Below are 13259 nucleotides of genomic sequence, written 5' to 3'. Positions count from 1 at the left end.
TCGACCACCATCGGATCAGGTGCGGGGGTGGGTCGCGTACATCCGGACGGTGACCGTGACGCCGGCGGCGGCGGTGAGGGCGGTGCCGGCCCGGGGCGCGGTGGTGAGGCAGAGGTTCCGGCGAGGGGGTGCGACGGTGAAGCCACCGTCGCCACCGGCGGAAAACGTTCCCAGCCGAACCGAGACCCGGCCGATGCGCCGGTACTCGCCGAGCGACTCGGTGGCCAGGTCCGCGTAGCCGTCGCCGTTGATGTCCCCGGTGACGGCGCGGGTCAGGTGGAGCCTGTGGAGGTCGGTGGTGGAGCGGCCCTGCCCAGGGCCCTGCTTGCTGCCGTGGACGACATGCGTTCCGCCGGTGTTCCCCGTCAGCAGATCCGCGCGCTTGTCGCCGTTGAAATCGACGGCGACAAGCGGCTCCCCGCCGGAGGAGGTGTCCTCAGCCCTGATGCCGGGGACGGGCGCCGCCTCGCTGAGGCCCTTCTCCGTGCCGCGGTAGTACGAGCTGCCGTCGACCTCCGGCATGTCGTCGTCTTCGAAGCGGGCGTCCTCCTCGTCGTACTGCGCCTTCGTCACGAGATCGTCGTGGCCGTCGCCGTCGAAATCGCCGATCGCGGTGTATACCACGGGCACCCAGCCCTCGGGCTGAACCGCTCCGGGTCTGATGGAGGCTCAGGACTGTCCCGAGTTGGGGGGAGTCGAGTTGCTTGGTTTCAGGCTACTGGCGGGTTGCGGAGTTCATACTCCACCGGGCTGAGCATGCCCAGCGCGGAGTGTCTGCGCTGGCGATTGTGGAAGATTTCCAGGTACTCGAAGAGCGCGGTGGACAGCTCCAGCCGGGTCCGCCACCGTCTGCGGTTGAGCCGTTCGACCCGGACCCGGGCCCAGAAGGATTCCATCATCGCGTTGTCCACGCAGTCCCCGATGGAGCCCATCAAGGGCAGCAGGCCGGATGCCCTCGCGTGTCGGGGAATGCCCAGGACCCGAACTGCACTCCGTGATCGGAGTGGGTGATGGTGCCGCCCGGCCGTGGGGAGCGGTTGCCGATGGCCATGGCCAGGGCGTTGGTGGTCAGCGCCGCTGCGGGTGAGGCGTCGATCGACCAGCCCACCACCCGTCGCGAGAACGTGTCCAGGACGACCGCGCAGTCCACCTTGCCTTCAAAGGTGGGTGCTCGGTGATATCGGTGACCCAGAGCTGGTCCCGGGCGTGACGGGTGAAGTTCCGCTCCACCAGGTCGGCGGCCGAGGGCGTCACATGCTTGGTGCGGGGGCGTCGGTTGCCGGATGGACCGTGCAGGCCGGCGCGCTGCGTCAGCAGCCCCACGGTGCCGTGGCTGACATGAATGTGCAGGCCCAGACCGAGCTCGGCGTGCACTCGACGGGAGCCGTAGGTGCCGCGAGAGGCGGTGTGGATGCCCACGATGGCCTCGGTCAGCCAGGGGTGCTTGACCAGGCGGTTCGACGGCGGACGGTCCCGCCAGTCGTAGTAGCCGGACTCCGTGACGTGCAGCACTCGGCAGGCCAGTTGCACCGGCAGGTGTTCACGGGCCATCACGCGGATGGCTTCGAACTGAAATGGAGCTGGCCAAGGGGCCGGCCGCATATTGAGCTGCCCCGAGTTTCGTAGAGTCCGGTGATCTTGTTTCAGGCGGACTGCGGGACTCGTTCCTGGCGCTGCCAGAAGTCGCGTTCGTACTCGGCGGGTGGCACGTAGTCGAGCGCGGAGTGCAGGCGTTCTTCGTTGTACCAGGTGATCCACTGGAAGATCGCCCGTTCGACCTGGGCGGGGTCCTTCCAGGGGCCCTGCATCTCGATCAGCTCGGCCTTGAAAGTGCCGTTCAGTGCCTCGGCCATGGCATTGTCGTACGAGTCCGCGACGGAACCGACCGACGCGGAGGCGCCGATGTCCGCGAGCCGGTCGGTGTAGCGAATCGACACATATTGCGAGCCCCTGTCGCTGTGGTGAATGAGGCCGGAGTCCTTCTTGATGCGTCGGCGCCAGAGTGCCATCTCCAGGGCGTCCAGGGGCAGTTCGGTCCGCATGTGGTCGGCGATCTGCCAGCCGACGATCATCCGTGAGTACACGTCCAGGACGAACGCCACATATGCCCAGCCCGACCACGTGCGGACATACGTCATGTCCGCCACCCACAGCTGATCGGGCCGCGCCGCGGTGAAGTTGCGGTCCACCAGGTCCGGCGGTCGGGGCGCCGACGGCTCCGGGATCGTGGTGCGGCGCCGCCGGCCACGGATCACGCCCTCCAGGCCGCGTTCGGCCATGAGCCGCTCGACGGTGCAGCGGGCCACCTCAACACCCTTGCGCCGCAGGGCGCGGGTGATCCGACGGGCCCCATACGTGCCGCCGGACTCGGCGTGGACCTGCTCGATCACCGGCACGAGCTGTTCGTCGCGGAGCCGGCGGGCCGACTTCGGCCGCTTCTTGCGGGCGAAGTATGTCGACGGCGACAGGTCCAGCACCCGGCAGACGGGATCGACCCCGAGACCGTTGTCACGCAGGTGGTCGATCACCTGCTCGGCCTCGTCCGGGGACGGCCGATCTCCTGGGCAAAAAACACCGAGGCGGCCTTGAGAATCTCGTTGGCCCGCCTCAACTCCGCCACTTCTTTGCGGAGTTGTCTGAGCTCGTCGTGCTCGGCGGTGGTCAGCCGGTCGTCGCGTTCGCCATGGTCGGCCTCTGCCTGGCGGACCCAGCCGCGCAGGGCCTCCTTGTGGATGCCGAGGTCCTTCGCGACGTGCGCGATCGGGCGGCCGGTGGCGCGGACCTCGCGGACCGCCCGCTCACGAAGTTCATCGGGGTACTTACGGGGTGCTGGCATGGTGCTGGTGGATCTCCTTCGCCAGGACCGTAACCCTGGCATCAGGGACTCCACAAATCTCAGTACAGCTCATATGGCTGGGAAGATCAGCAGTGGACGCTGGAACGCGTCAGAACGCTGATCGGCCGCCGGTTCAGGGTCAGTTGCTCGATCGCGGGAGTGTGGCGGCTCCTGCACCGCCACGGCTGGTCCTGGCAGAGCCCGGCCCGTCGCGCACTGGAACGTTACGAGCACGCGGTCGGGCTCTGGAAGAAGGACGTGTGGCCGCAGGTGGAAGGATCGCGGCGGCGCTCGATGCCTGGATCGTCTTCGAGGACGAGGCCGGGTTCGCGATGACGCCGCCACGAGCCCGCACGTGGGGCCGGCGCGGGGAGTGCGGGGAGACGGTCCCGGCGACGGATCTCGGTCGCCGCGATGTGCTGTTACCGGCCCGGCGAGAGGTCCCGGCTGATCTACCGGCCTCGCTTCCACTCGTTGCTCAAAGGAGCACGCAAGAGTTCTGCCTGGCAGGACTACCGAGACCTCCTGGTCCGCGCACACCTACAACTCGGCGCCCCGATCGTTGTCGTCTGGGACAATCTGAACACCCATCGTGCCGCCGGACTGCGCGCGTACGCCGCCGGCCACGACTGGCTCACGGTCATCCAACTTCCTTCCTGCAGTCCGGACTTGAATCCGGTGGAAGGCGTCTGGGCCCTGTGGCGACGAGGGCCGATGGCCAACACTGCATTCGCCGATCCCGACCACCTCACCCGCACCCTCCGACGAGACCTCGCCCACATCCAACCCCATCCCGAACTCATCGACGGCTGCCTCACCGAGACCGGACTGACCCCCATCCAGACCACCCGAAGCTAATCCGACAAGGTCAGTAACGGGACGGAGTCACTAGTTTGGCGGTCCCTTTGATGGGCTGTTCGGCCCAGATCGTCTTGCCGTCCAGGCCATAGCGACAACCCCAGCGCGTGGTGAGCTGGGCTACGAGAAACAGGCCGCGCCCACCCTCGTCGGTTGTCCGGGCATGCCGCAGGCGCGGCTGGGTGCTGCTTGCGTCGGTCACCTCGCAGATCAACACATCGTGGCGGATCAGACGAAGCCCCACCGATGCGTTCGCATAGCGGATGGCATTGGTCACCAGTTCGCTGACGACGAGTTCGGTGGTGAACGCGAGATCGTCAAGCCCCCAGACATTCAGCTGACGCATCGTCAACTTCCGTGCCTCGGCGACGACGGAAGGATCGGGTCGGAACTCCCAGTCGACGGTGGAATCGGCGGGGACTGCGTGGATTCGGGCCAACAACAAAGCCATGTCGTCGTGGCGCGCCCCGTCCGCGAGGTCCGCGAGGATTTCCCGGCCGACGGTGGCCAGGTCGCACGGGGAACGGCACGATGTGGCGAGAGAGTCCGTCAGGCGCCGTAGTCCGTCGTCGAGGTCTTGGCTGTCCCGCTCGATCACACCATCGGTATAGAGGGCAATGACGCTGTCCGGTTCAAGTTCGATTGTGGCGGTCTCGTAGGGGACGCCGCCGACGGAGAGCGGCGGCCCCGCAGAAATCTCGACGATCCTGGCCACACCATCGGGGCGAAGCACGATGGGTGGCGGATGACCTGCGCTGGCCATCACGCAGCGCCGGGTCACCGGGTCGTAGACCGCGAACAGGCAGGTGGCGCCGACGGCGTCCTGCTCGGCGGAGGGCGCTTCAGCCGCGAGCCGCTGGACCAGGTCCGCCATCCGGGCAAGAAGTTCGTCGGGTTCCAGTTCGAGATCCGCCAGGGTCCGGATCGCGGCTCGCAGGCGGCCCATGCCGGCGGTCGCGTGCATACCGTGGCCAACCACGTCGCCGACGACGAGGGCAAGCCTGAGGGACGGCAGGGCCAGTGCGTCGAACCAGTCGCCGCCGATCTCCGCCCCGTCTCCGGCGGGCAGGTAGGCGCCGGCCGTCTCGGCCGCGGGGGTGTCGGTGGTGGCGGGCGGAAGCAGGTGCTCCTGCAACACGACGGCCGCACGGTGCTCACGCGTGTAGCGGCGGGCGTTGTCGATGGCGAGAGCGGCTCGCGAGGCTACCTCGGTCAGTAGGTCGGCGTCTTCCTGAGTGAACGCGTCGGACCTGTTGATGCGCCAGACCGTGACATCCCCCAGCAGGAATCCGCGGGCCCACAGCGGCGCGAACATCACCGAGTGAAAGGACGGCGGGAGCAGGAACTCCGCAAGGGCCGGATCGTCCAACATGGCCATGAGGCCGGTGCGGTCCAGCACGGTCGTTCTGCCTTGTTGCAGATTGCGCAGCAAGGGGGAGTCCGGGACCGGAGGGATCGGATCGCCCGGAGCGATCTGGGCGCCGCTCCCTACGTCGGCGGGTGCGAGCGCGGCATGGAACATGTGGAGATTCCCTCCCCCCAGCCCTTTGGGAGGGTCATCGCCCTCAAGTACGCCTTGGGCCAGTTCGACGCCTGCGACGTCTCCGAGCGCCGGTGCGAGTACATCCGCCAGTTCCTGGGCCGTGTGCACGACGTTCAGCGAACCGCCGAACCGCAGGGCCGCCTCGTGCGAGAGCCGCAGACGCCTACGGGACAGCAACTGTTCGGTGTTATCTTCGAACATCACCGCCACCCCTGTGGGTCGTCCCCGTGGATCTTCCAGACGGAAAGCGGACAGCGACAGGCCCCACTGCCGTGTGGGGTCCGCCTTCAGACTCACCCACTGTTCGCCACGCAGTGTGGGGGTGCCGGTGTTCAGGACCTGGCGCAGCGTGGATTCGATCTCCTTCGCGGCCACAGGCGCAAGCACATCCTGTAGCCGGCTACCGAGCATCACTGATGGGCCTCCGAAGAGACCAGCTGTGCCGTTCGTATGCACGATGGCCAGGTCCGTGTCATGCAGAGCGATTCCGATGAGGCTCTGCGACGAGAGTGCCCGCAGAAGTGCGACACCCCTGCTCTGCACGGCCGAGCGGTGTACGGGCACAGCCAGGACCATGAGGTCGGTCGAACCGTCCAGGGCGGTGGTCCGGAATTCGACCTCGATGGCGGCACCGGAACGCTGCCGAAGGCGCACGCGTCCTGACGCCGGGACACCGGCACTGCCTTCGATGCGGGGCGCGTCGCGCTTCGGGTGGTCGGCCATCAGATCGCACACGGGGCGACCGCAGACCTCTTCAGTGGTGAGTCCGGTGAGTTCCTCCGCCGAGTCGGTCCACCGAAGAATCACGCCTACAGGGTCGAGTATGGCTACAGCGAGCCCGTCGAAAGCGTACGACCGCTCGTCGGCCCGGGGACTACGCATGGCTACCCATCCACTCCGGAAGGAAAGAGGGTGAAATGTGCTGTTATGAACATATTGCATGTGTGCGGGTGCCGCGTAGGTTCCTGATCTCGTGGTTCCGGTTGCCGATCCGTGGTTCACCGCATACGAGCGTCCCGGTGGCGCGTTCTTCGTCTCCCGGCTCACCTGTGCGCCAGTGCCTTCACAGTGGCCGCCCTCCACATCGGCGCGACACCCCGCTCGTTCTGAGTGCCGCGCTTGACAGCACAGCCATGGTCATCGATCCCATGGTCGCTGCCTACCGCGAAGGTCTCCCTCGGATCCACCGTGAGCGAGCCGACGCGCACAGTCGGTGCCTGCCGCTGGGAGGATTCGTGAGATTTTAGACAACTTGGTCCCGGAAAATGCCGGACAGTCGCCTTCCGCGCGGACCAGTGCCTGGTGGACCGTCGGCAGCGAGTGGATCTCTCGCCCAAGACCGGGCGAGACAGCGTGAACGCTGCACTCGCCCGTCCTGGATCGTGTTCGGCCAGAAGGGCTGCGGGTCTCCGCCCGCCGACGCCCGTGGTGGAGCCGCAGCGGGTCGTCTGTGGGGTGGCTGTCGCCTTCGAGAAGATTTTCCAGCGGCCGCAGCGGCAGCCGAGTCGAGGGAGACGGCTGGGCGTGGCGCGCTCGGTACCGTCGGTCCGGGGCCACACCGCGGTGGTGCGACGCGGACCGACGTCGGTCATGTCCCCAGATGAACGACGACGGCTTCTGCGACGGCGCGCATTCCCTCCGCTGTCGGATGGAACGGGGTCGTTCTCCCGAGGTGACGGAGCCGGTCGGGTAGCCCGGTCACCCATGGATCCGCGGATCCCAGCGCGTGCTCGCGGCTGAGCTCGTTCATCCGTACGAGTTCCGCACCGGACCGGGACGAGGCGTTCTCGAAGACCTCGGAGACCGTCACGCCCAGTCGCCGCAGTGCGTCGATGGCAGCCTCGTCGAACGGTGCCGCACAGCTGGGGCGGGTGGCGGGGCCGATGACGGCGAGATAGTCGACGAGGAGGATCCTGGCGTCAGGAGCCCGGTGGCGGACGGCCTCGACCACCCGGGAGAGGCCGACGGCCGCGCGCTCGACGTCTTCGGCCGTCGGGTTCGGTACCTGGGGTGTGGGCAGTACCGCTCGCAGTGGTCGTGTCCAGGGGGATTCCGACAGACGTCCGGCGATGCCGAGAGCGAACATGCTGCCGATGTAGTTGAGGTCGTTGCCTCCCACAGTGATCGTCACCAGATCCGCGTACGACGGCACCCCGTCGAGCTGTGGGGGGAACTCCCTGCGCATACGCCGTTGCGGACGGTCCAGGACAGTTTCGGTCGTCGCTCCGGACACCGTCAGATCGGTGAGTCCGGCGCCGAGCCGCTGGGCGACCAGATGGGGATAGTTGTGTGCGGAGCGGGCTGCCGCCCGGTTCTCGATCGGCTGGATACCGGGTCCTGCGGCGAACGAGCTGCCGAGCGCCGCGACATGCCGGAAGCGTGAGGTCATAGTTCCTCGTCTGTTGTGGGAATGTCCGTGGAGGCATGTGTGGTGCCGCAGGCACTCCACGAACACCTCGGATCGGTCGCACGGTCAGTTCGTCGACCAACGCGACCCCGGCCGCCGTGAGGAAGAGCAGGGGGCGGTCGCCGCCGACCGCCAGGACGAACGGGGCGATCAGCGGAGCGACCGAGGACGGCAGGGATCCGGCGATGCCGAAGATGCACACGTACTTGACGCCGTGCGTCTCCCTGTCGGGGATGACGGCGATGACCAGGGCGATGTCGACCGCGCCGAAGACGGCCGCGCCCAACAAGAGCGCCTGCGAGCCGATGAGGACCTGGGTGAAGAACGATGCGATTGCGACCGTGACGAAGCCGACTGCGAACGCCGCGGGCCGCAGTACACATGAAGATCTTCCGGCGTCTGAGCCGGTCGGACAGGACACCGCCGACGACGGCTCCCACGGAGGGTCATGAACAGCCCGATTCCGCCGGAGAGGGCAAGCAGACCGGTCACCTCGTCCGGGTCGTACCCGAGGTGGTCGGTGAGGAAGTGGAGCTGGTAGGTGGACAGGAACATCGGCCTGAGCTGGATCAGGAAGCGGCCGGCCCAGGTCCAGCCCGAGTCCGGCTGGCACCGCGGATCCAAGATGAGGCTGCGGAACATGGCGGCCACACCCTGGGCTTCCTCCGCCTCGCGTCGTACGGCGGGATCGGGCAGGAACACCACCACCGGGATCTGCGTCGCACAGGCGACCATCGCGGGCATCAGGAAGAGCAGCAGACCCGAATCCCTCAGGAGATCGGCTGGCTGGTAGCCGACGACTCCGGCGATCTGCGCGGTGAAACCGAGCGGCCCGGACACCTTTCCGCGCTGCTGTTCCGGCAGGAACGCCTGTAACGGTGTCATGATCGAGCTGAGCCCCAGGTGGCTGATCAGGGACCCGACGAGGACAACGGTCACGGAAGAACCCATGTCCTTCATTCGGCCCCAGCACCAGGACCGGCATACCACCCAGGAACCAACGCCGTCGCCGGCCCGGCCGGGACGTCGTCCGGTCGCTTCGCACTCCGACGATCAGACCGGCCACGATGCTCACCAGCGTCCCCAGACCCACCACCAGACCGAGGCTCCAGGGCTTGCCCAGCGGATCGATGCCCTCCAGCCGGATCGTCGGGGACACCAGCAGGGGAGTCATCACCGCCATGTACAGCCCCAGGTAGGCAACGACATAGAGGGCGATGAACCGGCGGCCGACCGGCGCGGGGCCGTGTGCTTCCTGCCCATTGCCGGGCGGGGCGTGAAGATCGGCTGAAGGGTGTGCCATGTCGGCGTCGGTCCGTTCGGGCTGGTGGACACACAGGTGGGGGCGGATGATCGGGCAGACTCCGGACCCGATGACGAAGCCTGCCCCATGCTGACCTACTGGTGGGTTCCGCCGTCGATGCGGATTTCGGTGCCGGTGAGGAAGGCGCCGTCGTCGGAGACGACCATGGCGACGACGCCGGCGACGGCGTCGGGTGAGCCGAAGCCCTCGCCGATGGCGGGGGTGAGTTTGCCCAGGAGGTTCCAGTCGGTGTCCTCGGGCATGAGGGAGAAGATGTTCTCGGTGATGCCGGAGGAGATGCTGCCGGGGTTGACGTTGACGGCGCGCAGTCCCTGTTTGCCGTATTCCTGGGCGATGCTGTGGGTGAAGGAGAGGATGCCGCCCTTGCTCGCGGAGTAGGCGGCCATCATCGGGTGGGCGAACTGGGCGGAGGTGGAGCTGAAGTTGACCACGACGCCTTTGCCGGTTTCCAGCAGGGCGGGCAGGGCGGCGCGGGTGACCAGGAACGTGCCGGTGAGGTTCACTGCGATGACCTGGTTCCACAGGTCGAGGGAGCAGGTGTGGGTGTGGGCCCCGCGTAGCATCCCGGCCACGTTGACCAGGGCGTCCAGCCCGCCCAGCGAGGCGACCGACCGCGCCACGCCCTCGTCGACGGCGGTTTTGTCGGAGACGTCCATCAGCGCTGTGACGAGTCGGTCACCGGTGCCGGCCTTGCCTGAGAGGGCTGCCGTTTCCGCCAGCGCCTCGTCGGCGACGTCGACGGCGACCACGTGGGCGCCTTCGGACAGAAGCCTCAGCGCTGTCGCCCGGCCTATGCCCGAGGCTGCCCCGGTGACCAGAATGCGTCGGTCGGTCAGCCGTTCCATATGAGTTCTTCCTGTTCTCCGCTGTCTGTTGAACCCGTGTGCGAGCACGATCCCGATGCGGTCGGCGGTGAGTGCGACAGCATCGGTGGTCCGGGGCGAATTGGCATGGTGTGACGACGTCCGGTGAGGTGACGGGCGAGGTCCGGGAGGGCACACCGGACAGCACGTCGGCATTTCGAAGATCTGCAGGAGCAGCGCGACGCGGACCGCGGTGTCGAGACCGACGCCGTTGCCCGTGGTGGAGTGATGGCTGTGGGGGTCAGTCGCCTTCGATGGGTGAGGGCAGGGCCGCGCCCTGATCCACCTGAGGGGCGCACATCCGGTTGAAGGCCGTGACCAGCGCGGTCATGTCCACGCTCGGATCCAGCAGCCACTGCAACTGGATGCCGTCGGAAACCGCGAGCAGCAATCGTGCCATGAGCGCGGAGTCGACGTCCCCACGGACCCGTTCCTGCTGTTGGCCATGGTCCAGGCCGTCCTGAATCCGGGCACTCAGATCCGTGTAACGCCGCTTGAAGAACGCGTGGGCAGGATGAGCCGGATCCGAGGCCGCGGCTGACAGGGTCACGAACAGGTCGACCAGGCCCGGTTGCTGGGCGTTGTGATCGACGGTGCGGGCAACCGCCTCGCCCGGCGACATCACATCGATGGTCGCTTCGGTGTCCAGGGCATCCCGCTCGGCCAGCACGGCCAGCAGCAACTCCTCCCGGGAGTCGAAGTAGTGCAGCACGCCCGCCTGGGACATACCGACGCGGTCGGCGATCTCCTTGAGCGACGAGCCTCGCTCGCCCTGCTCGCTGTAGACCTCCAGCGCCGCGCGCAGAATCTGCTTGCGGCGTTCCAAACCCTTGCGATAGGGCCCTCTGGGCTTGCGTGGCGTGCTCACGGTCCGACCGTACTTCACTCAGGGGTGTGTGGGAGCGCCGGGGCACGGCTGTGATCACGACGCGCGGGGGACGGCCGCGGTCAGTCGGATGTCGGTGGCCGAACGTCCGACGCGCAGACGGTGCGGGCCGGTACGCGATGTCCAGCCGTCCGCGCCCCAGACGGTGAGGGCCTCGTGCGGGACGGTGATCGTGGCGATCGCACCCGCACTCGCCTCAGCGTCTACCGCGGCGAATCCGATCAGACGCTGTGGCTCGTCGCCGACCGGGTCCAGGTACGCCTGCACGATCTCGCGGCCCGTACGTGACCCCGTGTTGCGGATCGTGACCCGGATCGTGAGCCCGCGCTCCATGGAACCGGTCACGACGAAGTCCTGATAGTCCCAGGTCGTGTACGACAGTCCGTGCCCGAAGGGGAAGAGGGGAGCGATGCCGGACGCGGCGTAGGCGCGGTAGCCGATCAGGTCGCCTTCCGCGTAGTCCAGTGTTCCGTCCTGCGGCCGGGTCGACAGGGCCGGCGCGTCGGTCTCGGCGGCGGGGAAGCAGGTGGGCAGTCGGCCGCCGGGCTCGGCACCGGTGAGGATGTCGGCGATGGCGTCCCCGCCCTCCTGGCCGGGGAACCAGGACCAGAGCAAGGCGGCGGGCCGGTCGGCCCAGGGGAGGAGAAAGGGGGAGCCGGCGTTGACGACCACGACCGTGCTCGGGTTGACGGCGCAGACTCGCTCCACCAGCTCGTCCTGCCGCCCGCGCAAGTCGAGGGTCGCGCGGTCCGCGCTCTCGGTGAGGGCATCGCTGCCGACCATCAGAATGACGGCGTCGGCCTCCGAGGCCGCGGCGACAGCGGCCTCCAGTTCCTCGGCGTCGGTGCCGCGAGGGGTGTCGTACCCGAGGCCCAGCAGGGTGACGGGATAGGGCAGTTGCCGCTGCGGCCGGAAGCGCACCTGGATCTCGGTCTCGCCCTTGACGGCAGCGAAGACGAAGGTGTGGGTGGGCGGGTGGAGCGCCAGTGAGACGATGTCCTCGTCGTCCTGGAGCTGTTCGTGTGTCTGAGGTTCCTGTCCCGGGACGTGGAGCGTGATGTGGCCGGGGCCGAGGACCGACAACCGGTGGACGCCTGATTCCCTCAGCGTGAGCCGCGTCCGTACGACCAGTTCCGCCGCCTCGTCGGCGAGAAGGATCGGGAACCAGTGGGCCGCCGGGGCCCTGCGCTCCTCGGAGAGCACCGTGCCGTCGGCCTTCCGGTGCTCCAAACGAACACCGGGTTCCCCGGTCACCGGGTCGGTGGCGGTGTCTTCGTCCAGCGGCGGAAGCGTCGTATGGGGGAAGACGCCCGGGTGGACGGTGATCTCGGCATCGTCCCCCAGTGCCCGGCGCAGTCCTTCGAGCGGTGTGACGATGTGCTCGGGGACGACATGGGCGCTCCCGCCCCCCTGCGCGGCGAAGCGGACGGCGTTGGGGCCTATGAGGGCCACCTTGCGCAGGGTGTCCGGACGCAGGGGCAGCATCCCGTCGTTGCGCAGCAGTACGGAACCGCGGACCGCGAGATCCCGTATCCGGGACCGCACGTCCCGGGGCACCTCCTCGGTTTCGGGTGCCTCCACGCCCTCCAGCGCCCCGACCCGGGCGGCCAGCCGCATGACGCGGCGGACCTTGTCGTCGAGCACGGCTTCGGGGATCCGGCCGTCCTCCACGGCGGCCAGCAGCGCGGGGCCCCACGGCCCGTCGGGGCCCGGCATCACCAGGTCGAGCCCGGCGAGAGCCGACGCCTCCGTGGACCTGGTGGCCTGCCAGTCGGAGACGACGACGCCGTCGAAGTCCCACTCCTCCTTCAAGAGGCCGTTGAGCAGTTCGTCGTTCTCGGTCATCGTCGTGCCGTTGACCGAGTTGTAGGCGGCCATCACCACCCAGGCGCCGGCCTCCTTCACGGCGGCCTCGAAAGGCGGCAGATATGTCTGGCGCAACGTCCGGTCGTCGATCCGGGCGTCGTAGGTTCGGCGTTCGGTCTCGGACTCGTTGCCCACGAAGTGCTTGACAGTGGCTGCCACGCCTGTGGACTGCAATCCCTTGACGAAGCCCACCGCGGTGCGGGCGGTGAGGGTCGGGTCCTCGGAGTAGCACTCGAAGTGCCGTCCCCCCAGGGGCGAGCGGTGCAGGTTGACCGTGGGGGTGAGCAGGACGTGAATGCCCATCTCCCTAGCCTTGAGCCCCATGAGCCGACCGGCCTCGTACGCGGTCTCCTCGTCCCAGGCGGCGGCGAGCGAGGTGGGGCTGGGAAAGAGGAGCGAGGGGGTCACGGCGTCGCCGAAGGCGGTGCCGCGCGGGCCCGCCGGCCCGTCGGACAGGGCGAGGGAAGCGAGGCCGGCGGCGACGACCGGTGTCAGGGTCCAGGTGCCGCCGCCGGTGAGCAGGGTCACCTTGTCCTTGAGGGACATGGCGCCGAGGCGCCGGGTGAGATCCGCTTCGTCGACCGTCTGCCGACGGGCCATGAGTCGTTCCTTTCGCAGCGTGTGGGGCCGGGGCTGCCGCAGGCGGGACGGTGATGGATCGGCAGCCCCGGGGTCT

The 13259-nt window shown here is 68.1% G+C and carries 10 protein-coding genes and 2 pseudogenes; 3 read left to right on the top strand and 9 right to left on the bottom strand.

The annotated features are described in order from the left end of the window. Positions 1 to 15: 15 nt before the first annotated feature. The 4 genes from PYR72_RS04950 to PYR72_RS04935 form a co-directional block, all read right to left on the bottom strand. A complete protein-coding gene (locus PYR72_RS04950; RefSeq protein WP_275454077.1) occupies positions 16 to 630 on the bottom strand; it encodes a VCBS repeat-containing protein in 615 nt (204 codons plus the stop codon). An 80-nt stretch (positions 631 to 710) separates the two neighbouring features. After that, a complete protein-coding gene (locus PYR72_RS04945) occupies positions 711 to 932 on the bottom strand; it encodes an integrase core domain-containing protein (RefSeq protein WP_275454076.1) in 222 nt (73 codons plus the stop codon). A 136-nt stretch (positions 933 to 1068) separates the two neighbouring features. Then, the gene (locus PYR72_RS04940) at positions 1069 to 1551 is read right to left on the bottom strand and encodes an IS3 family transposase (RefSeq protein ID WP_275454075.1); all 483 of its coding nucleotides are present in this window, start codon (positions 1549 to 1551) and stop codon (positions 1069 to 1071) included. A 92-nt stretch (positions 1552 to 1643) separates the two neighbouring features. Then, positions 1644 to 2836, bottom strand: a protein-coding gene (locus tag PYR72_RS04935; protein WP_275454074.1) for an IS3 family transposase whose coding sequence is annotated in 2 segments (ribosomal slippage) — positions 1644 to 2572 and positions 2572 to 2836 — 1194 coding nt in all. Because the reading frame shifts where the segments join, the coding sequence is not laid out codon by codon here. A 69-nt stretch (positions 2837 to 2905) separates the two neighbouring features. On the opposite strand from PYR72_RS04935, the pseudogene PYR72_RS04930 reads away from it, so the two are divergent. Then, positions 2906 to 3172, top strand: a pseudogene (locus PYR72_RS04930) (winged helix-turn-helix domain-containing protein); the annotation flags it as partial. Then, positions 3169 to 3694 (top strand): annotated as a pseudogene (locus PYR72_RS04925) (transposase). The pseudogenes PYR72_RS04930 and PYR72_RS04925, both read left to right, overlap by 4 nt. Positions 3695 to 3704: 10 nt before the next feature. Here PYR72_RS04925 and PYR72_RS04920 read toward each other — a convergent pair. Together PYR72_RS04920 and PYR72_RS04915 are read right to left on the bottom strand one after the other, a co-directional pair. Continuing rightward, positions 3705 to 6119, bottom strand: a complete 2415-nt coding sequence (locus PYR72_RS04920; protein WP_275454073.1) for a SpoIIE family protein phosphatase — start codon at positions 6117 to 6119, stop codon at positions 3705 to 3707. 706 nt (positions 6120 to 6825) lie between these two features. Then, a complete protein-coding gene (locus PYR72_RS04915) occupies positions 6826 to 7626 on the bottom strand; it encodes an SGNH/GDSL hydrolase family protein (RefSeq protein WP_275454072.1) in 801 nt (266 codons plus the stop codon). 399 nt (positions 7627 to 8025) lie between these two features. On the opposite strand from PYR72_RS04915, the gene PYR72_RS04910 reads away from it, so the two are divergent. Then, positions 8026 to 8520, top strand: a complete 495-nt coding sequence (locus PYR72_RS04910) for a hypothetical protein (RefSeq protein ID WP_275454071.1) — start codon at positions 8026 to 8028, stop codon at positions 8518 to 8520. Positions 8521 to 9042: 522 nt separating this feature from the next. Here the strand turns inward: PYR72_RS04910 and PYR72_RS04905 are convergent. From PYR72_RS04905 to PYR72_RS04895, 3 genes are all read right to left on the bottom strand, one after another. Next, a complete protein-coding gene (locus PYR72_RS04905; protein ID WP_275454070.1) occupies positions 9043 to 9813 on the bottom strand; it encodes an SDR family oxidoreductase in 771 nt (256 codons plus the stop codon). Between the two features lie 259 nt (positions 9814 to 10072). Then, on the bottom strand, positions 10073 to 10699 hold the full coding sequence (locus PYR72_RS04900) for a TetR/AcrR family transcriptional regulator (RefSeq protein WP_275454069.1): 627 nt from the start codon (positions 10697 to 10699) through the stop codon (positions 10073 to 10075). 54 nt (positions 10700 to 10753) lie between these two features. Further along, on the bottom strand, positions 10754 to 13183 hold the full coding sequence (locus tag PYR72_RS04895; protein WP_275454068.1) for a glycoside hydrolase family 3 C-terminal domain-containing protein: 2430 nt from the start codon (positions 13181 to 13183) through the stop codon (positions 10754 to 10756). Between the last annotated feature and the right edge of the window lie 76 nt (positions 13184 to 13259).

Source organism: Streptomyces sp. VNUA24 (genome assembly GCF_029167005.1).
Classification (GTDB): domain Bacteria; phylum Actinomycetota; class Actinomycetes; order Streptomycetales; family Streptomycetaceae; genus Streptomyces; species Streptomyces scabiei.
This window is presented reverse-complemented; position numbering and strand designations above follow the sequence as displayed.